Annotated in this window: 20 protein-coding genes and 1 tRNA gene; 9 read left to right on the top strand and 12 right to left on the bottom strand. The window is 64.4% G+C overall.

Annotated elements, in window-relative coordinates:
• The first annotated feature begins 25 nt into the window (after nucleotides 1-25).
• From OPU71_RS04330 to OPU71_RS04310, 5 genes are all read left to right on the top strand, one after another.
• Entirely contained in the window at nucleotides 26-493 is a 468-nt protein-coding gene (locus tag OPU71_RS04330; protein ID WP_267725329.1) for a hypothetical protein, read from the top strand.
• On the top strand, nucleotides 490-693 hold the full coding sequence (locus OPU71_RS04325) for a hypothetical protein (protein ID WP_267725326.1): 204 nt from the start codon (nucleotides 490-492) through the stop codon (nucleotides 691-693). Before OPU71_RS04330 ends, OPU71_RS04325 begins: the two co-directional genes overlap by 4 nt.
• Entirely contained in the window at nucleotides 690-872 is a 183-nt protein-coding gene (locus tag OPU71_RS04320; protein ID WP_267725323.1) for a hypothetical protein, read from the top strand. Before OPU71_RS04325 ends, OPU71_RS04320 begins: the two co-directional genes overlap by 4 nt.
• 4 nt (nucleotides 873-876) lie before the next feature.
• On the top strand, nucleotides 877-1,101 hold the full coding sequence (locus OPU71_RS04315) for a hypothetical protein (RefSeq protein ID WP_267725321.1): 225 nt from the start codon (nucleotides 877-879) through the stop codon (nucleotides 1,099-1,101).
• A gap of 477 nt (nucleotides 1,102-1,578) precedes the next feature.
• A complete protein-coding gene (locus OPU71_RS04310; RefSeq protein ID WP_267725319.1) occupies nucleotides 1,579-2,244 on the top strand; it encodes a hypothetical protein in 666 nt (221 codons plus the stop codon).
• Here the strand turns inward: OPU71_RS04310 and OPU71_RS04305 are convergent, their stop codons facing one another.
• Together OPU71_RS04305 and OPU71_RS04300 are read right to left on the bottom strand one after the other, a co-directional pair.
• Entirely contained in the window at nucleotides 2,245-3,219 is a 975-nt protein-coding gene (locus OPU71_RS04305; RefSeq protein WP_267725280.1) for a DNA-methyltransferase, read from the bottom strand.
• Between the two features lie 213 nt (nucleotides 3,220-3,432).
• Nucleotides 3,433-3,520, bottom strand: a tRNA-Ser gene (locus tag OPU71_RS04300).
• Between the two features lie 184 nt (nucleotides 3,521-3,704).
• On the opposite strand from OPU71_RS04300, the gene OPU71_RS04295 reads away from it, so the two are divergent.
• Entirely contained in the window at nucleotides 3,705-4,391 is a 687-nt protein-coding gene (locus tag OPU71_RS04295; protein ID WP_267725278.1) for a Bax inhibitor-1/YccA family protein, read from the top strand.
• A 54-nt stretch (nucleotides 4,392-4,445) separates the two neighbouring features.
• Here the strand turns inward: OPU71_RS04295 and OPU71_RS04290 are convergent, their stop codons facing one another.
• From OPU71_RS04290 to OPU71_RS04265, 6 genes are all read right to left on the bottom strand, one after another.
• Nucleotides 4,446-7,580: an error-prone DNA polymerase gene (locus OPU71_RS04290; RefSeq protein ID WP_324256031.1), complete on the bottom strand. Its 3,135-nt coding sequence runs from the start codon at nucleotides 7,578-7,580 to the stop codon at nucleotides 4,446-4,448.
• Nucleotides 7,577-8,986 carry a Y-family DNA polymerase gene (locus OPU71_RS04285; RefSeq protein WP_267725276.1) on the bottom strand — a complete coding sequence of 470 codons (1,410 nt, stop codon included), beginning with the start codon at nucleotides 8,984-8,986 and terminating at the stop codon, nucleotides 7,577-7,579. The genes OPU71_RS04290 and OPU71_RS04285 overlap by 4 nt, the downstream gene beginning before the upstream one ends.
• Nucleotides 8,987-9,029: 43 nt before the next feature.
• On the bottom strand, nucleotides 9,030-9,797 hold the full coding sequence (gene imuA / locus OPU71_RS04280; RefSeq protein ID WP_267725274.1) for a translesion DNA synthesis-associated protein ImuA: 768 nt from the start codon (nucleotides 9,795-9,797) through the stop codon (nucleotides 9,030-9,032).
• Between the two features lie 110 nt (nucleotides 9,798-9,907).
• Complete coding sequence (locus OPU71_RS04275) at nucleotides 9,908-10,252, bottom strand: hypothetical protein (RefSeq protein WP_267725273.1); 345 nt, start codon at nucleotides 10,250-10,252, stop codon at nucleotides 9,908-9,910.
• A 286-nt stretch (nucleotides 10,253-10,538) separates the two neighbouring features.
• Nucleotides 10,539-11,003 carry a DinB family protein gene (locus OPU71_RS04270; protein ID WP_267725271.1) on the bottom strand — a complete coding sequence of 155 codons (465 nt, stop codon included), beginning with the start codon at nucleotides 11,001-11,003 and terminating at the stop codon, nucleotides 10,539-10,541.
• Nucleotides 11,004-11,421: 418 nt separating this feature from the next.
• Nucleotides 11,422-13,821: an alkaline phosphatase family protein gene (locus OPU71_RS04265; RefSeq protein ID WP_267725268.1), complete on the bottom strand. Its 2,400-nt coding sequence runs from the start codon at nucleotides 13,819-13,821 to the stop codon at nucleotides 11,422-11,424.
• 253 nt (nucleotides 13,822-14,074) lie between these two features.
• On the opposite strand from OPU71_RS04265, the gene OPU71_RS04260 reads away from it, so the two are divergent.
• From OPU71_RS04260 to OPU71_RS04250, 3 genes are all read left to right on the top strand, one after another.
• Nucleotides 14,075-14,863 carry a gamma-glutamylcyclotransferase family protein gene (locus tag OPU71_RS04260; protein ID WP_267725266.1) on the top strand — a complete coding sequence of 263 codons (789 nt, stop codon included), beginning with the start codon at nucleotides 14,075-14,077 and terminating at the stop codon, nucleotides 14,861-14,863.
• Between the two features lie 118 nt (nucleotides 14,864-14,981).
• On the top strand, nucleotides 14,982-15,698 hold the full coding sequence (locus tag OPU71_RS04255; protein WP_267725261.1) for a hypothetical protein: 717 nt from the start codon (nucleotides 14,982-14,984) through the stop codon (nucleotides 15,696-15,698).
• Nucleotides 15,699-15,737: 39 nt separating this feature from the next.
• Nucleotides 15,738-21,095, top strand: coding sequence for an AAA family ATPase (locus tag OPU71_RS04250; protein WP_267725258.1), 5,358 nt, complete (start codon nucleotides 15,738-15,740; stop codon nucleotides 21,093-21,095).
• A 50-nt stretch (nucleotides 21,096-21,145) separates the two neighbouring features.
• Here OPU71_RS04250 and OPU71_RS04245 read toward each other — a convergent pair whose 3' ends face one another.
• From OPU71_RS04245 to OPU71_RS04230, 4 genes are read right to left on the bottom strand one after another with little or no spacing between them, the layout of a single operon-like run.
• Nucleotides 21,146-21,772, bottom strand: coding sequence for a Crp/Fnr family transcriptional regulator (locus OPU71_RS04245; RefSeq protein ID WP_267725254.1), 627 nt, complete (start codon nucleotides 21,770-21,772; stop codon nucleotides 21,146-21,148).
• A gap of 31 nt (nucleotides 21,773-21,803) precedes the next feature.
• The gene (locus OPU71_RS04240; protein ID WP_267725251.1) at nucleotides 21,804-22,283 is read right to left on the bottom strand and encodes a copper chaperone PCu(A)C; all 480 of its coding nucleotides are present in this window, start codon (nucleotides 22,281-22,283) and stop codon (nucleotides 21,804-21,806) included.
• A 49-nt stretch (nucleotides 22,284-22,332) separates the two neighbouring features.
• Nucleotides 22,333-23,568: a hypothetical protein gene (locus OPU71_RS04235; RefSeq protein WP_267725248.1), complete on the bottom strand. Its 1,236-nt coding sequence runs from the start codon at nucleotides 23,566-23,568 to the stop codon at nucleotides 22,333-22,335.
• Nucleotides 23,555-24,649 (bottom strand): methanobactin export MATE transporter MbnM, encoded by a 1,095-nt coding sequence (locus tag OPU71_RS04230; protein ID WP_267725244.1) that lies wholly within the window; start codon nucleotides 24,647-24,649, stop codon nucleotides 23,555-23,557. The genes OPU71_RS04235 and OPU71_RS04230 overlap by 14 nt, the downstream gene beginning before the upstream one ends.
• Nucleotides 24,650-24,692 lie beyond the last annotated feature (43 nt).

Genomic DNA, 24,692 nt, shown 5'->3' with positions numbered 1-24,692 from the left:
TGATGACATCAAAGGGGTTCATTCAATGACCGAGATAGTTCAACCGGACTGGTTGAAGAGCTACCAGCCCAACACCGAACCGCCAGCGGGCAATCCGAACTGGAAGAAGGGCATGCCGTCGCCCAACAAATCCGGACGCCCGCGAGGGGTTGTAGATAAGCGAACCCGTGTGACGCAGGCACTGATGGACGACGCGCCGAGGATTGCCCGTGTGGTTATCGACGCTGCGCTTGCTGGCGACGTGCAGGCTGCTGGGCTTGTCTTGTCTCGGTGCGCGCCTGTCTTGCGTGCGCAGACCGAGCGCGTGGAGTTTGACTTTGACGCCGCCGCCCCCGTCGCCCAGCAGGTCGAGGCCGTACTTCAGGCGATAGCTGACGGCAAGGTGGCGGCAGATGTTGGCAAACAAATCATTGAGGCAATCGGCGCGCTCAGTGCCGTGCGTGCTGTCGATGAACTGGAGAAGCGCTTGCAGGCGCTGGAGGACAAGCAGTGAGTTATTCAACACCCTATGCGTGGATGAAACCGCGCGACGCTGCACGGATAGCGCAGGAGAAGCAGGAGCGCGAATCGATCATGAGGCTGTGCGTCGATACGCTCTATGAAGTGATTTTGAAATGCGACGACCCCGCCGTGCGCTGGGAGGCTGCGCGGCTGCTGCAACAGATTGGGCCACTAAAGGAGAGACTGCAATGAAGAACCTGCACACCGACTTGAAGGAAAACGGCCCGGTCAAAAACTCGCCCACACCCGACGACCTGCAACAGATTCAGCAGCGCCGTATCGAGGCGCATGCAGAGCGGCAAACCATGTCCGACTTAAACCTGCTTCGCGCTTTCAAGCTGGGCGAGGCTTTGCGCAAGTCGCGGGAGTAACCACATGGCCGACACGCGGGGCATGCTGGCACGGTTGCGCAAACTGGAGCGCTCGCGTGGTGCTGGCGAGGAAATGCGCGAATGGCTTGCGCAAGCGTTCGATGCTGCGATTGCTGACGGTCGCATGTGCCCGGTCGATGGCGATGTGGTGCGGCACTGTGTCTTGAAGTGGGTCGGCGACGGAAGCGCCAAGGGCATGGCTGGGGAGGGTTCGTTGATTTGGAGCTGAGCAACGCTGCCCACCGCGCTGATCGTCGTCCGTGGTAGGCGGTGCCCGGAATAGAAGGCCGGGCCGAGGTCAGGCACACCGACCCTCGTTAATCGATCGGGTGCAGCAGCGGGACAGGGCCACTCTTACCTGTCTGACGTTGCCTTCAAGCCCCTGTCGGTGCCCATGACCGGCGGGGGCTTGTCGTTTGTGCGGCTGCGCGAGCGATGCGGGCGACTGGGGCGACGATCACCACACTGCCGCCGCTAGGGTACTGGCGAGCATGGCACGCGGCCTGTAGCGGCGCGCATGCCAGCGGGTAAGGAACAACAAACACGGAGTTATTCGGGCTTGCCCGCTAACCGATTGCTGCCATTGTGGTTAGGTCGGCAACACCCGCAAGGCATAAGCGCTGCATAAACATCAAACGGCTGTCATGCGCCTTTGAATCAGGTTACGATTCCATCTATTTGATAGATAGATGGGAACCGTTGCCCGATGCCACCGCTGACACCAGAACAACAACTCGAATTTGCGGCCTGCAACCCTGAGCCGGTAAGGATCGAACACTTCAACCCTCGCGCCGTTATCCCTTGTGGCGTGACGATCGAGCATCTATGCGCAGCCATGAACGACTTTCTTGGCTTCATCCAGATGGTGGATGTGCGACTGCATGAGAACGGTACGCAGCGCATAGAGGCGATGCTCATGCCTGCGAACTTCAGCAGCATGGTAGGCGAGTTCATGAGCGCCAATTTGCCCAAGCATTCTCCGGGCATCGTGAAGAACACTTATCACAACGGCCACCCCGACATGCTGCCCGCTGGCCGGTATCCCGGAGACTCATTGCAGCACGGCACGGAAGGAATCGAAGTGAAGGGCTCGCGCTACCTGCGCGGCTGGCAGGGTCACAACGCCGAAGACACATGGTTGATGGTGTTCATGTACGACAGCAACCGCCCTGTGGATGCTGGAGAGGGAGGCCGCCCCGCAATGCCATTCCGGTTCCTGCGTGTTGCCGGTGCGCAGCTCACAAAGGCAGATTGGAACTTCTCTGGAAGGTCGGAAACCAGCCGCCGCACTATCACGGCGAGCGTCACCAATTCCGGCTATCAGAAGATGATGGCTAACTGGATCTACAACGCGCCAGACTTGCCGATGTAATCAAATGAGGTGGAGTTGGGATTCCAGCTCTGCCTCTTTCGCAGTGAAGGAGCGGACATCTGCTCTGGCAAGTAGTGGAATGCCTTCACTAGCCATATCGAAATAGTCCTGATACCGCTCAATGCCAACGCATTGCAGCCCTAGCGCTTCTGCGGCTGCTACCGTGGAACCGGAACCCAAGAACGGGTCGGCAATGATGCCTTCGCCCAAAGGGAGCGCAGCGCGCACGAGCTGCCGCATCAACGATTGGGGCTTGATGCTCGGATGGTCGGCAATTTCGCGCTCGCGCTTTGGGGTACGTTCGCTGACCACAACATCACAGAACGGGTTGCCGTCAGCGAGTCGGCGCAGCCCGCCGGTCTGGTAGGTGCGCAAACACTCGGCAACCGTCATCTTGGCGGGAATGGGCTTGCGGAAGATGCCCCACGGCTCATAGCAGCCACGCGGCATTGAGCATACGTCGGGGAATTCATCTTCGGCGTTCTTGGGGCGGTCGCCCCCTCGCATGGTACGAACGAGGCGGATCATCTCGCCACGAAACTCCAAGCCGCTGCGAACCAGCGCACCGAAGACCAGTTGCGACAAGAAGGAATTGCTGGCGAGGATTACATGGCCGCCCGGACGTAGCGCGTGCATCACTTGCTTGCCCCACTCGAAAAAGAAGCGGTCAATTGAGTCGCGCTCCTTCTTGTCCAGCGCGGTGAAGCGCGGCAGGGGTGAGCGGACATGCCCATCGAACGATGGCGGGATTCTCCAGATGCCCCCGTTCCCGTTCTCTTTCTTCTCAAGCTGGTCGAAGTCGTATTCCTTCACGCCATACGGCGGGTCGGTGACGATAGCGTGCAGCGTGTTCTCAGGCAGGCGTCCAAGCCACTCGAAACAGTCCGCATGGACGATCCCCGTGTGACGGAACGCGCGACTTTGATAGTCGAACGCAAGCGCCTTCAGGTCTGCCAACTCAACACCATTCTGCATCTCTTTACCTTGTCTGTCGTGCCACAGCACACAGCATAGGACGCATGCCCTTAGCTAGTACACCGGCACGCCGTGAATTCTGCGCGCCGCTTATGGTGTGCTTACGCCACCAATTTTGCCCAACTGCAAGAAAGCCCCGACTGGCGGGGCTTTTTGTCGCTTTTCACAAGCCCTTTGCGTGCTCTCAGGGCTACGCTAAGTGCTTGTTTTTATTGGCGGAAGCTCAGGGATTCGAACCCTGGATACCTTGCGGTATGCCGGTTTTCAAGACCGGTGCAATCGACCACTCTGCCAAGCTTCCTACAACTGTTTTCAAGACCGGTGCAATCGACCACTCTGCCACGCTTCCTGCAAATTACGCTCAGAGCGATGCCCCGAGCAGTAAAGCCGTGCGATTCTAGCACGGGCGCTTTCAGCTTTCATCTGAGAACCATTAGAATCTGCGCCGGTCATAAGCACAGCACAACCCCCGCAAGGAGCAACACATGAGTCAGACAAGCTATTCCCCGATTGGCGACAGCCTTGTTGGAACCCGCAACCGGGTGCTGCGAAACACCTACATGCTGCTCGCGCTTTCAATGTTGCCAACGATTGCTGGCGCCTACCTTGGCGTGCAGATGGGCTTTTCGTTCTTTGCCGGTAGCCCGATGATCTCGTTCATCGTCTTCATGGCGATTGCGTTCGGCTTCTTCTTCATGATTGAGAAGTTCAAGAACAGCTCGGTCGGCGTGCTCTTGCTGCTGTGCTTTACCTTCTTCATGGGGCTGATGCTCTCGCGCATTCTTCAGGTGATGCTGGGCTTTTCAAACGGGACCCAGTTGATCGCACTGGCGGCCGGCGGTACGGCGACGATCTTCTTCGCCATGGCGACGCTGGCAACGGTGATCAAGCGCGATCTGAGCGGGATGGGGAAGTTCCTCTTCGTCGGGATGATCGTTGCGCTGATTGCTGCGGTGGCAAACATCTTCCTGCAGGTGCCGGCGCTCTCGATCGCGATCTCGTCGGTGGTGCTCTGCATCTTCTCGGCCTACATCCTGTACGACGTGAATCGCATCGTGACGGGCGGTGAGACCAACTACATCAGCGCCACGCTGGCGATCTACCTGGACGTGTACAACGTCTTTGTGAGCCTGCTGCAATTGCTTGGCATCTTCGGTGGCGATCGCGACTGATTGCGCGATCCGGGCCGCACCGGCCCACCGCTACGGCGCCCGCCCACGCATCAGTCAATGGAAGTCACGGCTGATCGTGGGCAGCGCGCCCAGCCAAGGCGTCAGGTCCAGCAGACGCTTGGCGAGCACGTGAACGACTTCGCCTTCTCGTTGCAACTGGCCATACACCCCCAGCAGCCGCGCGCCGAGCAATTCGCGGCGCTGGCGCTCAGCCAGATCTGAATACACCACGATATTGGCCTGACCGGTCTCGTCTTCGAGCGTGACGAAGATGATGCCGCTTGCCGTGCCGGGCCGCTGGCGCCCGATAACGATGCCGGCCGCGCGCACCAATGCACGATCACCGGCCTCACGGATCGTACCGGCCGCAAGAAAGCGCCGGGCGCTCAGGCGATCGCGCAACAGCGCCAGGGGATGGCGCCCCAAGCTGAGGCCGGTGCTGGCGTAGTCGGCCACGATTTCTTCGCCTTCACGCGGGGCAGCAAAGCGGACCGGGGCCTCGGGGGGCGGCGCGCTGTCGAACAGATCGCCCTGCCCTTGCACCCCGGCAACCAGCCAAGCGGCCTGCCGGCGGTGCCCGGCCAGCGCTTTCAAGGCCCCAGCCCCCGCCAGCAATTCCAGATCACGCCCCCCCTGCATGGCGCGGTGCGCGAGATCATCCACAGAAGTAAATGGCGCCCGGGTCCGTGCGGCAGCAATGCGTACCGCAGCCGCCTGCGCAAAGCCACGCACTTCACGCAGCCCCAGCCTCACCGCTGGCCGTCGTGCCCCCGGCACACGCTCGAAACCGCTGTCCCAATCGCTGTGCATCACATCCACCGGTAGTACCTGCACGCCGTGGCGGCGGGCGTCCTGCACCAGCTGTGAAGGCGCGTAGAAACCCATCGGTTGGCTGTTGAGCAGCCCGCACAGGAATGCCTCCGGCTCATGCCGCTTCATCCACGCCGAGCTGTACGCCAGCAAGGCGAAGCTGGCGGCATGCGACTCGGGAAAACCGTATTCGCCAAAGCCTTCGATCTGCCGGCACAGCGCCTCGGCAAACTCGGGCAGATGTCCACGCTCGGCCATGCCGGCGCGCAGTTTGTCCTTGAACCGGTCGATGTGGCCTCTCTGCCGCCATGAGGCCATGGCGCGGCGCAATTGATCCGCTTCGCCCGGCGTAAAGCCGGCGGCCACCACCGCAAGCCGCATCACCTGCTCCTGAAAGATCGGCACCCCGCAGGTACGCGACAGCACCTCGGCCACCTCAGCGGGCAAGCGCGCCATGGCCGCCCGTGCCGCTTGCGGATCGGCCCGGTGCGCCAGGTAGGGATGCACCATGTCGCCCTGAATCGGCCCCGGCCGCACAATCGCCACCTGCACCACCAGATCGTAGAACTGGCGCGGCTTCAGACGCGGCAGCATGCTCATCTGCGCGCGCGATTCAACCTGGAACACGCCCACCGAATCGGCGTGGCAAAGCATGTCGAAGGTGGCGGCATCCTTGTCGGGGATGTCGGCCAGCGCGAAGGGCTTGCGCCGCCGCAGGCTGACCAGATCGAGCGAACGCTTGAGGGCGGTGAGCATGCCCAGCGCCAGCACATCGACCTTCAGCAGCCCAAGCGATTCCAGATCGTCCTTGTCCCACTGGATCACCGAGCGATCTTCCATCGCGGCGTTTTCCACCGGCACCAGGCGGGAGAGCGGCCCGCACGAGATAACGAAACCACCGACATGCTGCGATAGATGGCGCGGGAAACCGACCAGCATGTTGGTCAGGGCCAGCCACTTGGCCACGCGCGGGCTCGTCGCATCCAGCCCGACCTCGGCGAGCCGTTCGGGCAGTTGCTCGCGCTTGTCCCACCAGCTCAGCGACGCTGACAGCGCATCGATCTGCTCAAGGCCGAAGCCCAGCGCGCGGCCGGCGTCGCGTAGCGCACCCTTGGTGCGGTAGCGGATCAGCGTGGCAGCCAGCGCGGCACGCTCGCGGCTGTACTTGCGGTAGATGTACTGGATGACGATTTCGCGCCGCTCATGCTCGAAGTCCACATCAATGTCGGGCGGTTCATTGCGCTCCTTTGACAAGAAGCGCTCAAACAGCAGCGAGGCACGCATCGGGTCCACCTCGGTGATCCCGAGGGCGTAGCAAACAATCGAGTTGGCGGCCGAGCCGCGGCCCTGGCACAGGATGCCCTCGCCTTTGGCGAAGCAGACGATGTCGTACACCGTGAGGAAGAAGGGTTCGTAGCGCAGCTCGGCGATCAGGGCGAGCTCATGCTCAACGCCCGCGATCACTTTGTCCGGCACGCCTGCAGGATAGCGCCGCGCAAGGCCGGCAAAGGTTTCGCGCCGCAGGTAGCTGGTGGGGGTATGCCCGTGCGGAACGATTTCGTCGGGATATTCGTAACGCAGTTCATCCAGCGTGAAATTGCACATCGCCGCGATGCGCGCGGACTCTTCGAGCAACTTGGCCGGGTAAAGGCGCGATAGCCGCAAAGGCTGACGCAGATGACGTTCGCCATTGGGGTAGAGCCGATCACCGGCATCGAACACGGTCGTCCCCAGGCGAGTGGCGGTAAGCACATCCTGCAAGGGGCGGCGCAAGCGCGCATGCATGTGCACATCGCCACTGGCCACGCAGGGCATGCCGCAGGTGTCGGCCAGGGCTTGCAAGCTCGCCAGGCGGGCCGCGTCGTCCGGCCCGCTGTGCAGCTCAAGCGCCAGCCACAGGCGGCCGGGAAAGCGCTGCACGAGCCAGCGCCCTTCGGCCTCGTCTGCTTGTTCGCCCGGCACCCACAGCGCCAGGCAATCGGGCACCGCGCCACTGGGCGAGATGGATTCCAGATCGCCGCGTACCAGCCGGTATTCACCCTTTTCCGCACGCCGCCGCCCCAGCGTGATCAAGGCTGAAAGGTTGCCGTAGCCGGCGCGGTTCTGTGCCAGCAACACCAGCTTCAGCCCGCATTCGAAGCGGAACTCGGCGCCGTGAATCAGGCGGAAGTCGATCTGCCCGCCCGCCGCATCGCGCAACTGCCGCCACGCATCGTAGGCGCGTACCGCGCCGGCGAACGAGCATTCATCGGTAATCGCCAGCCCGGTGTAGCCCAGGCGGTGAGCCCGGGCGACCAGCTCTTCCGGGTGCGATGCGCCACGCAGGAAGGTGAAGTTCGAGATGCAGTGAAGCTCGGCATACGCGGGTAGCGCGCTCATCCGAACACCCCCTGCAACCACCAGCCGGCCGTGTCGCGGTAGATCCACAGCCACTCGCCGCGCGAACTCAGCGCCACATGGTAGTCACGCCGCACATCGCCCAGCCCTTCGCCGGCATCCCACCAGCCGCTCTCGATCCGCTCGGGGCGGGTGAGCAATTGCAATGGGCCCTTGTGCTGCGGGCGCCCGTCCTGCTCTACCAAGGGGCAGGCCTCGCGCAGCAGCCACAGCGGGCGCGAGCGCGCAGCATCCGGGGCATCGGCGCGGGGCCAGTCCACCGCCACCGTGCAGTGCTCGGGCCGGTGCCCGGGCTGCACCGCAATGCCATGCACCGCTTCACGCCCCAGGCGCGCACGCAGGCGCTCAACCACCGGCGCGATGCGCTGGGTGCCCGCTTCACCAAACAGCGCGGCACTCTCGCCGGGCATCGATTCAATCTGCTCGGCAACTAGGCGCAGCCCCACCACCGGGGCTGTCAGCGCGAGGCGATCGAGCCGCTCACGCAGCACCCGGGCAAGGCGGTCGGCATCGCGCGTGGGGGCGGCAAAGCCCAGCACAAGTTGCGAATCGTCGATGTCTTCATGCTCAAGCTGCAGCACGCACTGCTGCAAGCCGGCACCGCGTGCGTTAAGCCAGCCGGCCAGTGCCTGCAGCAACCGGCGCGCGCCAAACAGCAGCATTGGCGCAAGTTCAACCCGTGCAGGCAGCTCAAGGTATTCGGAGAAGCGTTCGGGGAAGGCGAAGCTGCGGCGCAGATCGGGCAAATCGCCGCGCGCTTGCGCCAGTTGCAAGGGCAGATCCGGCCCGAAGCGGCGCGCCAGCGCGGCCTGCGGCAGGGCCAGCAGCTCACCGATGTGGGTCAGGCCCAGCACCGCCAAGCGCCTGGCCGCACGTTCGTCGAAGCCGATCACGCCCAGCGGCAGGCCCGCCAGACGCGCCGCTTCCGCCGAGGCATGGGTTTCGTATCCGGTCAGGGCGGCACGCGCAAACCATTGCGCCGCCAGTGGCGTGCGTGCCAGGCCGATACGGTAGCTGTAGCCCTCGGCCGTCAGGCCCGCCTCCACCGCTTGGAGCAGGGCCTCAAGCCCTTTGAAAAGCCGCAGGCTGCCGCCGATTTCGATCAGCAACTCGTCGGGTGGCGCAAGGCTCACCTGCGGGCTGAAGCGCCCCGCCCAACAAGCCAGGCGCATCAGCACTGCGGCTTCGCGCTGCGGATCGCGCTCGCAGGCGGAGAGTTGCGGCGCCAGCCCCAGCGCGCTGGAAAGTTTCTGCCCCGGCTGCACGCCGGCCGCCTCGGCCTGCGCATCGGTCGACAGGACACGGCCACGCGCCACCGCCACGGCAGGTGGTCGGGCCGCGAAAACCTCGATCGGCAAACGAAAAAGTTGCAGTGCAAGCCAGAGCATCACAGGCGTTCTCAGGTGAAATCGGCAGGCAAGAAGCGGCGCTTCAGCGCTTGAGCGCCGCCGCACCGACCAGCGCCGGCAGCCGTGCGCGCGCGGGGCTACGGGCCAGATTCACGCCCGGCGAGGCCTGCACGCCCAGGGGATGGCGCGCCGCCAGCCGGGCCCAGCTCACCGGACGCGCCACCTGCAGCCGCACGGCTTGCGCCAGGGGCGGCCCACGGCGTTTGACCACTTGCAGCGCCAGGCCACTGTCGGCGGCATTCAGCGCAATGCGCAGCGGTGCCGGCGAAGCGGCGCGGGCTTGCTTCTCACTGCGGAAGACAAACGCCAGCGTGCGGCGTGTGGCCATCGCCAGTTGCAGCCGGCGCAGCGCGCGCGCGTCGCTATCGGGCAACCAGCTCAGCAAGGCCGCCACCGCGCCACTGGCCAGCAACTGTTCGCTCGCCCACGCGGCATCCTCACCAGCCGCCTCAACAATCAACAAACGCGACAGGCTTTGCCCAGCCGCCTGCCAGGCTGCCGCCTGCGGCAACCAGGGTGGCGCCACCAGCACCACCCAGCCGGCGTCCGCATTGAGCGCACGCAGCGCAGGCATCAGCAGCGACACCTCGCCCAAGCCACCGCCCAGCCCGGCGGAGGGCAAGAGCAACTCGGTCAGCGCGCCCTGCGGCCAGCCACCGCCCGGCAGTACCGCGTCCAGTGCCTCAAACCCGGTGCTGCGCGCTTCTGCCACCTGGCCGAGCGCATCCCCGCGCCAGAGATCGGCGCGCTGGAGCAGATCGGAGAGAGCCAGCGGTGCTGCGGCAGCCATGAGTCAAAACAAATCCTGAAAAGAGTTGAAGAGCCAAGCACCGCATCCGCGGCAACACTTGCGCGACACCGGGATGACTGGCAGCGGGCATCAAGTCCGCCGGCCGGCAATCAGCGACGTCGGCCATCGAGCTGCGCCCGTGGCGTCGCCAGATCAAGCGTCTGCCGGCGGCGCGGCTCGATTGCGGCATGCGCCGGCTCGTGCGCCGCCCGGCCAAAACCAAAAGCTGAGCCACCGCAGATCGGGCAGAAGTGATGTTCGAGTACCGGCCGGTGGAGGGCGTCGGTACTCATCGCGCCGGGAGGCGCATGTCGGCGCACTTGTTCACGCGAGGCAAACCACAGGCAGCAAACCTTGCCGCTGCAGTGCAAAGCCGAGGGTTCGGCGCCGTGCTTGCGCTCGCCATCGAACGCATCGGTGATCCACCCCACCTGGCAACCCCCCAGCTCGTGCATGCCCTGCCCTCCGGTGATGCGGCACGGAAGATCGCGCCAAAAACTGTATTTTATTACAGTATTTGGCGCATGCAAGTGCTGGCGGAAATTTCAGGTGCGGCGCGGGGGGCGTCCCAGAGAAAGGCGGGTATGAGGCGGCGCCTTCTCGCTTGCCAGCAGGCCTGAACACGCAGACCATCCGGCGCAGCCCGGTAATCACTGGGTCGGCCATCCCAAAGGGCCATCTCAGCGCCGACGCGCGTCCGCCACCCCATTCAAGCTCTCTGCGCTGCGCAGCGCGGCCCCATCAAGCCACCGGCCAGGCGCCCTGGGTGGCGGCGGCCAGCATGCCTCGCAGCGTTGCGCCAATGCGCTCGCGGTGATCGCGATCGTGATCGAGCAATTGCTCCAGCACGCCCAGCACATTGATCTGCGTGCCATCGGCGCGGACGCCACAGCGCGCCAGCGTTGCGGTGTCGGCCGCGCGCAAGGTGGCGATCAGGCTGGCGCGGTAGCTGGCGAATTCGCGCAGGGCCTGCTCACTACCGCGCGATAGGTAGTTGCGTTGCTCGGGCCAGAGGCCAACTTCAACCGGATCGAGCCTGGGGAGTGATTCATTCAGGATGCGGTGAATCCGCATGCCATAAAGATCGGTGTCGCAATCGCGGACATGCCACAGGTGCTCAAGCAGCGGCGATTTGTCGTAGAGGGTGCTGGCGGCGAGCAGCTCGGGCGAGAGCCCTTGCAGCGCGCGGTCCAAAAACTGCGGCATTTCTTCAAGCTGCCGAAAAAGGCTTTCCAGACTCTGCTCGAACATTGGCATGACCCGGCATGAAGGAATGGCAAGCATACCAAGCCACAGGCGGGGCGGCTGCTCCACCCACACCCCTGATGCCCCACCGGCACGGCATGCCCGCACGCGCGCGGAGCGCGAGCGGTGATGGCACGAATCGGTTTCACGGCGCCCGGCCGCCCGACACGATGCACGCCCCGACCGCTCGGGAAGGTCTGAATAAGTGAGCGAGAGGGATGCAGCGCAAGGCGCGGCGCGCGCAGCGACCAAGACATATCAAAGGGATAGGCGCGGGAGCGAGCACGCCGCAACGCAGCGATGCGCCGTCGCAGCCACTTAATCAGGCCTTCCCTGGCGGCCGTGGCCCCGCGCTTGCGTGCTGTTGTCCGGCCAGGAATCAGCCAAGGCGTTTGGCGAAATCGTCGATCAGGTCATGAAGGCTATCGAGCGTTGTGGCCCGCGCGAGGATTTCGTCCGCGACCCGGCCCGCCTCGGCAATGCTCAGCTTGCCGCGGGCGATCGCCCACACGATCCGCGGCGTCATGAGCCGGTGCAGATCGTTGAGCTTCATGTTCCTGGGCGTCTCGCCGGTGCTGGGGTAATCGCTGTCGTGCGGCGGAGTCAGGCTCGGGGCATCGGTGCGCGGGCTTGTTCGCTGGAACACGCCTTCGAACGTGGGGGCGTGCGCCACCCGATCGCCCACCGCCCACGCTGCCTTCGGAATGCCGTACCAATGCAGCAGGGTTGCCATGAAGGAGGTGGCGTCGTAGGCCACCGGGCCGCCTGCGCGAAACACGGTCTTCTCGTTGATCCACGGCGACACCAGAATCGTTGGCACCCGCACGCCCATCATGTTGAAGCGGTAGCCATCCACCTCGTCATTCGGCCACGGGTTACGGGCGTAGGGCGGCGCGACATGGTCGAAGATGCCGCCGTGTTCATCGAAGGTGATCACGAACAGCGTCTCGTTGAAGGCCGGCCCTTCCTTGATGGCATTGAACAGTTCGTTCAAGGCCCGCTCGCCCGGCACGACATCCGGCCCGGGGTGGTAGGACGTGGTGCCGGCGCTGCCCACCCACACCGGCTCCAGGAAGCTGAATGCGGGCAGTTTTCCGGCCCGCGCATCGGCCTTGAACTGCTCGATGCCGGCGATGTAGTTCGAGGTGTTGGCGTCGACCGCGGGGATCTGCCCCTGCAGGTAGAGGTGATAGGTGTGGACGAAATTCATCCAGGTGATGGAGTTGTAGATCTTCCAGTCGCAGAAACCGTGGGTCCACAAAACCTTCCACATCGACTGGCGATGCGGGCTGTCGGGCCAGTCGATGTACTGGGCGCCGTTCTGGAAGTTGTTCAGTTGCCCCAGCGCCGAGCCGCTGAAGGCGAAGGCCCGGTTCGAGTCGGTCGCGCCGGGCATCGAACTGAACCAGGCGTCGGACACCGCGTAGTGTCTGGCGAGCCCGTTGAGCACCGGCAATTGTTCCGGGCCGTAGGTAAGCATCACCGAGTCAGACGCGTTGTTCCAGACAAAGCCCCCCATGTCCGGCACCGCACCGCCGAGATTGCCTTCGGGCTTGCGGTAGAAACACTGCCGCATCACATCGGAATGGTCGTGGTACGGATCGACGGTCAGGAAATCCAGCGACCAGTCATCACTGAGCTTGCCGCCCTGGTACTTGCTCAAGAACACCTTGCGTTCATTGCCGCGGGCGTCGGTGGCAATGTTGTACATCTCGGTGCTGGCCCCGTCGAAGGGGTGATCGGGGCCGACAAAGCGAATGCTGGTTTCGCCTTGTTCGTAGAGCCAGCCGCAGACATGATCGAAAGAGCGGTTCTCCAGCATCAGATAAACCACATGTTTGATCTTGTCGCGCATGAAGTCGATCGTGCCGGGTACGTCCTTCTTCGCGGCATCCACCGGCCGCAAGGCCTGAATGCCCGTCAGCGTGGTCTGCGGCGTGAAACCGGCCGGCAGCACGCCGCTGCGCACCGGCCCAAGCAAGGGATCGGCGCGGGTCGGGTCGAACTGCCACAGCCGATAAGTGCGATCAGCCGGCACCCAGTCAAGCAGATAGTCACCGATCCCGACCAGGCTGTGACTGGCGTCGATCGTCTGCCACTGCCCCCGCTGGATCGCCGGCCGCCCGAGCGGGAATTCGCTCCCCGGATCGAAGCTCCAGACGCGGTATTCGCTGCTGGCGGCCTTCCAGTCGAGCACATAGTTGCCGAAGGGGATGAGCTGATGCCCGTCGGCTATCGAATCAAAGGCACCCTGCGGTGAGTAAGGCTTTGGAAGCGGGTCGGACTGACACGGTGCGTGCGGGTTCGGATCGAAGTTCCACAACATGAAGGTGCCGCGCCCGGGCTGCGGAATCAGGTTCAGGACAAAGCCGCCCATCGGCACCAGCATCAGGTTCTTGCCGGAATCAAAACTCTTCGCCGCGCCGTCCGGGTTGCCAAAGTCCGGGCGCGACCACCAGAACTTCGACTTCGGCCACAGGCCTTTCTGCACCGGGGCGCCGGCCAGCGGATCGTCGCTCGAGGGATCGAACTCGAACAGGCGATACGGAAAGCTGGCCTGGTACGCCTCAAGCGCCACCGGCCCCCATTCGAGCAGGTAGCGGCCGATCGAGATCAGTTGGTGCGTGCGATCGAACTTTGCGCCCGGCTTGATGGGCACCGGCTGCAGCATCTGTTCCGCGTCCGGCGCAAAGCGCCACATCGCGTAGCCATCATCGGACTCGCTGCGACTGATCAAATAATCGTGCGAGCTACATCCGCCGGGGGTGGTGTCGGCCATCTGGTTTCTCCTGTCGGGCTGCGGCAATGGCCGCGGGCCTCATTGTTCTGGCTTATTTCTGGCTTATTTCTGGCTTATGGATGCTGCAAGCGGCGTTGCGCCCAGTGCACCATAGGTGCAAAGGCGGGATATCGCCACGTGACAAGTACCTTGCGGATTATCGCGGAATGGTGTCGCCCCCCGCCATGGCTTGCGTTTTCCGCGATGCTCACGTCGAATCCGGGCTTGGCCACACAAGGCAAGGGGATCCCGCGTGTTCTGGTACTTCGGCTACGGCTCAAACATGGACCTGCATTCGCTGCGCGCGAAGGGCGTCGAGCCCGGCGAGTCGCACGCAGCGGTGCTGCATGGCTGGCGCTTGCGCTTCAACGTCCATCACTTCTTTCGCCACGAAGGGGGCGTTGGCAACATCGAACCCTCGCAAGCGCCGGGCGATCTCGTCCGCGGCGTGCTGCACCGGTGCGAGCCGCAGCATCTTGCGCTGCTGGATGCGGCCGAAGCCTATGGCCACGGATACGACCGCATCGAACTGCCGGTGGAAACCGCACACGGCGTCCAGGCGGCAATTGCCTACGTGGGAATCCCGAGCTTCATCGACGAAAGCTGCCGGCCCACGCAACGCTACCTGAACATCCTGATCAAGGGCGCAGAAGCCTCGGGGCTGGATCCGGCCTACATCAACCAGTTGCGCCAGTACCCGGTGCATCAGAAGCAGGCGGTGCCTGCCTTCGAACACCCAGCCGGCGCCTACCCCGAGTTCACCGCAGAGACGCTGGCCGAGCACCCGTTCCACACCGCACTTGCCGGCGCGGTGTTCGACATGTCCGGCGCGCGATGGCAGCACGACTTCCTGAAGGGCTTCTTTGGCGGACGCGACATGACGCTGTTCCATCTGAAGCGGCTTGACCATTCCGACGGCAGCGAAACGCTTGAGGACATCAAGCAGAACCGCTTGAGCGCGGCGCAGTGGCAGTACCTGAACGAGTACCTCCACGAGTACGCCATCGAGTACGTCTACGCAGGCCGCTACCGCTACGACTGAAGCGCTGATGACATTGGCAAGCACGCTTGCTCAGGCAGGGCTTTCAGCAGTTTTGCCAGTTACGACATACTTCCGCTTTGCCTGAAACGGGCGCTCCCAAACGATGAGGTTTATAGCAATGGATCACTTCCCAGCAGCGCAGCCCGCAGGCGAAATCAAAGAAGTCTTCCCGGACGTTTTCTTCGTCACCGGCACCATGAAGACCGAACTGATGGGCGCGCACTGGCATTTCAGCCGCAACATGACGATCGTGCGCAACGGCACGGAGCTCACACTGATCAATTCGGTGCGGCTCGATGAGGCAGGTCTGGCCAGGCTCGATGCGCTCGGCACGGTGACCCATCTGGTGAAGATCGGTTCGCTGCATGGCGAAGACGACCCGTTCTACAAGGCGCGCTACAACCCCGTTTTCTGGGCAATGCCGGGCATGCAGCACAAGCTGGGCCTGGTGGCAGACAAAGAACTGCGTGCCGGTGGCGAAATGCCCTTCCCGGATTGCTCGGTCTTCGAGTTCAAGACGACCAAGCTGCCCGAGTGCATTCTGCGTATCGACCGCGCCGGCGGCATCCTGGTGGCCTGCGATTCGCTTCAGAACTGGATCTCGGATGACGAGTTCTTCTCCGACGAATCGCGCGCGATGATGCGGCAGATGGGCTTTTTCCAGCCGGCCAACTTCGGCCCGGTCTGGATGCAGGTTTGCGAGCCCAAGGCGGAAGACTTCGTGCGCCTTTTCGAGATCCCGTTCCGCCATACCCTTTGCGGGCACGGTGCGCCACTGATCGACACCGCTTACGACGACTACCGCAAGCGCTCGCAGAGCGTGTTCGGCGCCTGAACCGCCCCGTGCCGCATGTCGTGACGATCCGCACCCCCGATGATTGAGATACCCGGCTACCGGATCGGCGCGGCGCTACACCAGTCGCGCCTGCGTGCCGTACTCAACGTGGTGCGGGTGCGCGACGGGCGGCAGCTGATCGCCAAAACCCTCAAGGCCGAGTACCCCGACAAGCAGGCCGTAGCGGCGCTTCGCCGCGAGTACCAGATCGTGCAGCGTCTGCAGGCGGCATCGAGCATCGTGCGCGTGCATGCGCTGGAAGCGCATGGCAACGGCAATCTCGCCATCGTTTATGAACCCTTTGGACAGCCGCTGGCCAAGCTGATCGGCCAGGCCGGCGCGCGGATCATCCCGCTAAACCGCTTCTTCGATATCGCGATTGCGATTGCTGAAGCGCTCGGCCAAGTGCACGAACACGAGGTCGTGCACAAGAACATCCACCCCGGCAGTGTGCTGGTGGACGAAGCCGGGCGGGTGCGCCTGATCGACTTCGGCCTCTCGTCTGAAATCTCGCGCGAGCGGCCCAATTACGGCGTAAGCAAACGGATCGAGGGTTCGCTGCCCTACATTTCGCCCGAGCAAACCGGGCGCATGAACCGCGATCTGGACTACCGCTCGGACTTTTACTCGCTGGGCGTCACGCTGTTCGAGCTACTCACCGGCGAGTTGCCGTTCAAGGCCGACTCGGTGCTGGAATGGGTGCACAGCCACATCGGCAAACAGCCGCCCAGCCCCAGCGAGCGCGATCACTCGATCCCCGAAACGGTATCGGCGATCGTGCTCAAGCTCATGGCCAAGAACGCCGAAGACCGCTACCAGAGCAGCTTTGGCCTGATCGCCGACCTGACGCGGTGCCAGCAGGCGCTTGCCGATACCGGTGCGATTCCCCTTTTTGCACTCGGGCTGCGCGACGTTTCACGCAAGTTCCAGATCCCGCAGAAGCTCTACGGCCGCGAAGCGGAACTTGCGGTGCTGATGCGCCTGTTCGACGACGTTGCCAAGGGCGCCACCGCAATCTGCATGGTGTCGGGCTACTCGGGCATCGGCAAATCGGCGCTGGTCAATGAGCTGGGCAAGCCACTGGTCAGGCAGCACGGCTACCTGATCGAAGGAAAGTTCGACCAATTCCACCGCAGCACGCCCTACTCCGCGCTGGCGACCGCGTTTCGCAGCCTGATCCGGCAACTGCTGGGTGAATCGCGCGAGCGCACCGATGCGCTGCGCGAGAAGATCCTTGCGGCGGTCGCGCCCAATGCGCAGTTGCTGGTTGAACTGATGCCGGATCTCGCGCTGATCATCGGCCCGCAGCCCGCCGTGCCCGAGCTGCCACGCACCGAGGCGCAGAACCGCTTCCAGATCGCGATTCTCAATTTCCTGCGCGTCATCACCAGCGAACAAGCCCTGGTGATCTTCCTCGACGACCTGCAGTTCAGTGACACCGCCTCGCTCAATCTGATCCGCTGGCTCGCGGGCGCGCGCGAACTCTCGCGGCTGATGCTGATTGGCGCGTATCGCAGCAACGAAGTCGATACCGGCCACCCGCTTCGACTCGCGCTCAACGAAATCCAGGCCATTCGCCCGATTCATGATCTGCCGCTGCATCCGCTCGACCCGGCTTCAAGCGCGCAGCTCGTGGCAGACGCCCTGGGCTGCAGCGTCGCCGCCTGCGCGGCCTTGAGCGCGGTGTTGCATGACAAGGCGCAGGGCAACCCCTTCTTCCTGACCGAAATGCTCAAGGCGCTTGAGCAATCCAGAGCGATCAGTTTCTCGCCCGAAGCCGGCGGGTGGCAGTGGGATCTGGATGGGGTGCAGCGTGCGGGCCTGCCCGACGATGTGGTCGATCTGGTGGTCGCCAATCTGCGCAAACTCGCGCCGGACACCCAGCGAGTCCTGCAATTGGCCGCCTGCATCGGGGCGAGTTTTGATCTGCGAACGCTGGCCATCATCCACCAGCAATCGCTCGACCAGACCGCAGCCGCCTTGCTGCCGGCGCTCAAGCGGCACATGGTCATTCCGCTGCAGGACGAATACAAGCTCGTCGGCGAGGCCGCCGGCGACGAAGCCGGCCACGCCAAAGCCGCCGGCCTGAACCCGAGCTACCGTTTCCAGCACGACCGCGTGCAGCAAGCCGCCTACGCGCTGATCGACCACGAGCACAAGCAGGCGGTGCACCTTTCGATCGGGCGGCTGATCCAGGCCCACGCCACACCGCAGGAGCGCACGGCACGCCTGATCGACATCGTCGACCACCTCAACCAGGGGCTTCGCCTGATCGACGACGCCGCCGAACGGCGCGAGCTGGCGGCACTGAACCTTGCCGCGGGGCTCATGGCGCAGCGCTCGTCGGCCTATGAATCCGCGCTCGAATACCTGCGCATCGGTCAATCGCTGCTGGCGCGCGATGCATGGGACACCGATTTCGAACTGGCCAAGGCGCTCGCCACCGAATACCAGCAGTGCGCCTACCTCACCGCGCGCTTCGACGAGGCCGAGGCCTACATCGAACAACTGCTCGCCCGCGCACGCAGCAACCTGGAACGCGCAGAGATCCTTTCGATGCGCACCCGGCAGTACGCCACCACCGGCAAGATGGTGGAATCGATCGACGCAGCCATCCTGGGCCTGGGCTTGCTGGGCATCCGCATCACCAGCAACCCCGACCGCGCCGCCATCGCGCGCGAACGGGCGGCGGTCAAGCGCAACCTCGCCGGGCGCGAGATCGCCTCGCTGATCCACTCGCCCCCGCTGACCGATCCGTCGCGGCTGATCGCCATCCGCCTCCTGATGGAAATCTTCCCTGCCGCCTTCCTGTCCGGCAGCGGCAACCTCTTCCCCTTCCTGGTGCTCAAGTCGGTGAACATCTCGCTGAGCAGCGGCACCAGTCCGGAATCGGCCTTCGCCTACGCCGCCTACGGCATGCTGCTTTGCGGGGTACTCGACGATCCGGCAACCGGCTATGAATACGGCCAGCTTGCGGTGGCGATGAACGACCAGCTCGACGACATCGCACTCAAGTCGCGGGTGCTCTACGTCTACACGATGTTCGTGCACCACTGGAGCAAGCACTGGTCAAGCATGACCCCGTGGTTCCGCCGTGGCATCGAATCCGGCTACCAGTCGGGCGATCTGCTCTACCTCGCCTACAGCGCGCAGGACTGCATCATCTGGGACCCCAAGCTCGACCTTGAAACCGCCGAGCAGGAGCACGCCAACTACCTGAGCATCGTGCGCGACTGCGAATACCAGGACTCGCTGGACTCGGGCACGCTGTTCCTGCAGATGCAGCGCAACTTCCTCGGGCGCACCGATGGCCTCTGCTCGATGAACGACGCCAGCTTTGACGAAGCGCGTTGCCTTGAAGGCATGCTGCAGCGCCGCTTCATGACCGGCGTGGCCAACTACCACATCTACAAGGCCGAGATCTGCCACTTCTACGGCGAGTACGACGAAGCCTTGCGGCATGTCGAAGCACAGGATCAGTTGCTGGCATCCGCCATGTCGCTGCCGCAACTTGTGCGCTTCTACATCGTGGCCTTTCTCACCCGCGCGGCGCTATTCAACATGCTTGCGCCCGCCGCGCAGGCAGCGGCGCGCACCCGCTTGCGTGCCGACCATCGCCGCATGGCGCGCTGGGCTGCGCATTGCCCGGAGAACTTTCTGCACCTGCAGTACATGATGGAAGGCGAGCTCGCACGGCTCGACGGGCGGGTGGACCGCGCGCTGCAGCGTTACGAACAGGCGATGGATGCCGCACGCGAGCACGAGTTCTCGCGCGACGAAGCCATGGCCAACGAACTGGCGGCGCGGCACCTGCTTGCCGCAGACCGGCGCAAGGCCGCAGAAGGTTACCTTCGCGCGGCGCGCCACCTCTACGAGCGTTGGGGCGCCCGCCGCAAAGTCGCCCTGCTCGAAGACGAATTCCCGCAGTTGCAGCAGCGCCTGCCGCTGCGGGCCCGCGCCAGCAGCAGCGCAGACGAGGACGATCCGGTGGACGCCAGCGCGCTCGACATGGCTTCGGTCATCAAGGCGTCGCAGGCCATCTCGAGCGAAATCGTGCTCGAACAACTGCTCAGCAGCACCATGCGGATCATGCTCGAAAATGCCGGCGGGCAGCGCGGCTGTTTCGTGGTGCGCAAGGATGGGCGCCTGCGCGTCGAAGGCTTCTGCGAGATCGGCAATCCAGGCGCGGCGATGCCCCCCTCGCTGCCGATCGAGCAAGCCGGCGAATCGCTGGAACTGCCGCTTTCGATCATCTACCACGTGCTGCACACCAACACACCGGTGGTGCTCAACGACGTGACGCGCGCCGGAAACTTCGCGCGCGACGCTTACCTGATCGCGCGCCGGCCGCAGTCTGCGCTGTGCATTCCGCTCCAGCGCCAGGGCAAATTCGAAGGCGCGATCTACATGGAGAACGGCATTGCCAGCGGCGCCTTCACCGAAGACCGCATCGAGGTGATCAAACTGCTCGCCGCACAGGCATCCATTTCGATGGAGAACGCCCGGCTCTACGACGAGCAGTTGCGCCTGATCGCCGCGCAGCGCCGCTTCGTGCCGAGCCAGTTCCTTGAAAGCCTTGATCACCTGGATATCGCGCGGGTTGATCTGGGCGAGCACGTCGCCAAGACCATGAGCGTCATGTTCGCCGACTTGCGCGGCTTCACGCCGCTGGCCGAAAGCCTCGACCCGCACACCGTGATCGCACTGCTCAACCGCTTCTTCGTGAGTATGGAAACGCCCATCAAGCAGACCGGCGGATTCATCGACTCCTTTGCGGGTGACGAGATCAAGGCCCTGTTTGAAGCCACGCCAGACGCCGCAGTGCGTGCCGGCATCGGCATGTGGCGCGCGCTCGAATCGCTCAATCAACAATCGATCGCGCTCGGGCAACCAACACTTCAGATGGGCATCGGGATCAATTCCGGCCCGGTCGTGCTCGGCACCGTAGGCGGGCACGACCGGATCCAGTGTTCGGTGATCGGCGACACGGTGAACCTGGCCTCGCGGATCGAGCAACTCACCAAGCGCTACCGCGCGCGCCTGCTGATCGGCGAACAGACCTACCGGGGCCTGAACCAAGCGGACGCATTCGAGATCCGCCGGGTGGACCGGGTCGCCGTCAAGGGAAAGAACCTCGCGATCGAGCTATACGAAGTGCTCGACGCCGAGGCGCCCGAACGTCGCGAAGCGAAGCTGGCCACGCGAGCAGCACTGGCCACTGCAATGCAGCTTTACGATGCGCGCGACTTCAGTGCAGCGCTCGCCGCGTTCCGCCATGTCAGCGCGCAAGACCCGGAGGACGAAGTCCCCACGGAGTTCATCGCGCGCTGCGAGCATTACCTGATCGCCCCCCCTCCGGCGCACTGGCAAGGCTTCGAGCGCCTGACGCAGAAGTAGACCGCCACCGCAGTGAGATCTCCCCTGCCCCGCGCAGAACGGCAATCAACTTACCTTCTCGCCGCTTCTTGCAAGGGCACGGCCGGGTCGAGTGCGGCAACCATGCTCGACACGCTTGCACGGCGGTGCCCGTCGCGGGTCAGCACGCCCTGGCGCCTCAGTTCGCTGAAGGCGCGCGAGACGGTCTCGCCAGCCAGATTGGTCATCTCGGCCATATCACGCAGACGCGGCAAGGCAATACGGGTGGCCCTTGCCGAGAGATCGCCGCCCGCCAGCAAGCGCAACAACCGCGATACACGATCCAGCGGACTGCCGGTGCGCAACGCCAGCAAGTCGGCGGCGCGCGCTTCGAGCGCCGTCAGCCTTTCCAGCAGCGGTCGATAGCCCTGCTCGGCCGGCGGCGGCAACCAGGGCTCGATCCGGCAGGTGGTCAAGGCGGTCGCGCGGAACACATAGCAATCGTGCAACAGCAGTTCGCTACCTAGCAGATCGCCCGCCAGCGCCAGACTGGCAAACTGCGGGCCCGAGGCATCGTCGCGATCAAGCCGCACGATGCCCGAGATCAGTCGCCAGGTCTGGCCGGTCGCGCCCACCTCGTAGATCACCTCGCCTCGCGGCACACCTCTCGCACGCAAACGCGGCGAGGGCTGCAGACCTTCCTTGCAATGGGTCGGCATCGCTTGCCTCCTTCCAGTGTTGCCGTGCAGCTCAGTGCGACATCGCCTTGTGCGGCTTCGCATCCGGCGTCTTGAGGGCTTCGACGCGCATATCGAGCTTGATCTCCCCCGCCTTCTCGAACTTCAGCGTCATCGGGAAACTGCTGCCTTCCGCAAGCGGCGCCTTCAAGTTGATGAACATCACATGCAGGCCGCCCGGCTTGAGTTCGACTTCACCGCCTGCAGGCAGATCGATGGCCGCGATCTCCCGCATCTTCATGACGTCGCCCTCCATCTTCATCTCGTGCAGTTCCACCCGCTCGGAAACGCCGGCAGAAGCTGACACCAGGCGGTCAGCCGCGCCGTTGTTGCGGATCTTGAGAAAGCCGCCGCTGGCGCGTTGGGCCGGCACCGTGGCGCGTGCCCAGGGGTGTTCGATCTTCAGATCGCCGAGCGCGTAGTCGTGCGCCAGCGCGGTGTGCGAAACCAGCGCGATCGCTGCGGCGAAACCAAGGGTGTAGAGGCGCTTCATGGTGTGACTCCGTTGTGTGGCTGATTGAAAGGGTTGATTCGGCTGCGGCCTACCAGCGGCCGCCGAAGAGTTGGTCGGGCACCCAGATCAGGCGAAAGGCGCCGTAGCGGGTGTCGAGGCTTGCAACGCGTTCCTGCCCCACACTCGCGCGCAGCGTGAGCTTGGGATACGGCGACCAGCCGAGCGAGAGCTCGCCGCGCTGGGCCGCGTCGTAGGGCAGCAGGTTGGCGTCGCGGGCGACAAGGCTGGCGCCAGGGCCCTTGAGATCGTGCGAGGCGTGCAGGGTCTCCAGCCGCAGCGCGGCATCAAACTGCGGATGGATCTGCCATGCGGCATCGAACCAGCCGCCCCAGGTCTGGCCTTCGTAAAGCACGTCGCCGTTCTCGGAATAGAGATCGCCTTGCTCGTCACGCAACAAGGCCGACACGGCAAGGCTCACACCCTGCCAGGGTGTTTGCCAGCGGGCCGAGCCGGCAAGCAGCTCGACGCGGCCGTCAAAGCAGCTGAGAAAGCGCAGGCTCGCGCTGCAATCGGGCTGCGAGTGGCTGTGGCCGGTGCTGCTGCCTTGCGCGCGGGTGGCGCGCTGTTGCGGTTCGAGGTGGCTGACGAAGGCATCGAACACCCAGCCGCCCGCACTGACTTGCACGCGTGCGCTGGGAGCGGCCGGCGCACCGGGCCCGCCGGGGAATACCTCGCCCTTCCAGGCGCCCACTTCAAGCCGGGTCAGCCAGGGCAGCACCTCGGCGTGATCGCGCTGCCAGCCCAGCAGCGCCCCGTCGGTGATCCAGTCGTCGTTGAGGATGGCGCGCTTGGCCAGCGGCACCTGTGCGAAGCGATCGAAGTTGCCGGCCTGGTCGATGGCATTGCCCATCGGCACCCGCCTCCGACCGCCGCCGGCAACGATGCCGGCATCGGTGCGCGCCTGCAGGTTCAGCCAGGCGGTCTCGACATGGCTGCCGTCTTCGCCGTGCCAGCCATAGGCGAAGGCCGCCCCGAGCGAGGCCGGCCCAAGCGCGACACGGCCCGCCAGATCAAGCGTGGCATGTTCAAGCCCCAGCCCGCTGCGGTCGCTCGGTGTTTCGCCGGAGGTCAGATAGCCGCTCAGCGCAGGGGCCGGCAGCGCCGTGTCCGCCTCAGCCCCCAGCCATGCGCCGGCAATCGCAAGACCGGCACGCCAGCCCGGCTCAGCGGGGATGCCGAGCGCATCGCCCCCCCCGTGGGCCTGCGCGTGCCCGGCCAGCATGGCGCTCGCCAAGGCGAGCAGACACGGTTCAAGGCGTCGCATGGTTCGGGTCCGAAAACGCGGGGTTGGTGAGGAATTTGTCATCAGTCAGGGTCTTCAGAAACGCAACCAGATCGGCCTTGTCCTGCTCGGTGAGGTTGATCAGGCTGACGAGATCGCTCTTGTACGGATTCGCGCGGCCGTCGCCGGCATGCGGGCCACTGGTGATGTTGCGCCCACCGGCAGAGTAGAAATCGAGCACTGCTTCAAGGCTGGCGATCGAGCCATCGTGCATGTAGGGCGCGGTCACTGCGACATTGCGCAGGCTCGCCGCACGGAACTTGCCCATGTCGGTTGCGTTGGCGGTCAGCTCGAAAACGCCTCGATTGGGCTCGGGGAAGGCGCCGGTGCCGCCGAGGTTGTAGAGCCCGGTGTTGTGGAAGGGTGTTTCGACAATGCGACTGCCGGCATGCACGATCTGGTCGTTGAAGTTGAAGCTTCCATGGCAGTGGAAGCACTCGGCCTTCTCGCCGAAGAAGAGGTCCTTGCCGCGCGTCTCGGCTGCGCTAAGGGTGACCCGCCCTTGCAGGTAGTGGTCGTAGCGGGATTCGCCCGAGATCAGCGTGCGCTGGAACGCGGAGATCGCCTTGACGATGTTTCCCCAGCTGACCGGATCGACTTGCCCGGGGAAGGCCAATTCGAAGCGGCTGCGGTAAGCGGCATCACCGCCGATGCGTGCGAGCACTGCGGCCTTGTTGGCATCGTTGATGCCCATTTCAACCGGGTGTTCGCCGAACAGGGGCGTTTCCATCTGCCGTTCCAGCGTCACCAGCGATGGGTTCGCCCAGGTCAGCGTGGCGTTGTAGACCACGTTTGCAAGCGGCTGCGCACTGCGCGGGTGATCTTCCCCGGTCGAGCCGATCGAGGCCGCGCGGCCATCGGTGAAGGCCTTCTCCTGCAGGTGGCAACTCGCGCAGGCCTGCTGCGCATTGCCGGAGAGCCGCTTTTCGTAGAACAGGAAACGCCCGAGTTCGACCTTGGGCTGCGACATCGGGTTGTCGGCGGGCACCTTGGGGGTCGGGAAGTTGGGCGGCAGCGACCACACCCAGCCCGCGGCGTCTGGCGTGCGGCTGCTTTCCTCCACGCTCACCCCTTCGCCACCGCAACCGGCGAGGGCTGCCGCGCCC

It is taken from the genome of Niveibacterium sp. 24ML, assembly GCF_026586805.1.
Taxonomy (GTDB): Bacteria; Pseudomonadota; Gammaproteobacteria; order Burkholderiales; family Rhodocyclaceae; genus Niveibacterium.
This window is presented reverse-complemented; position numbering and strand designations above follow the sequence as displayed.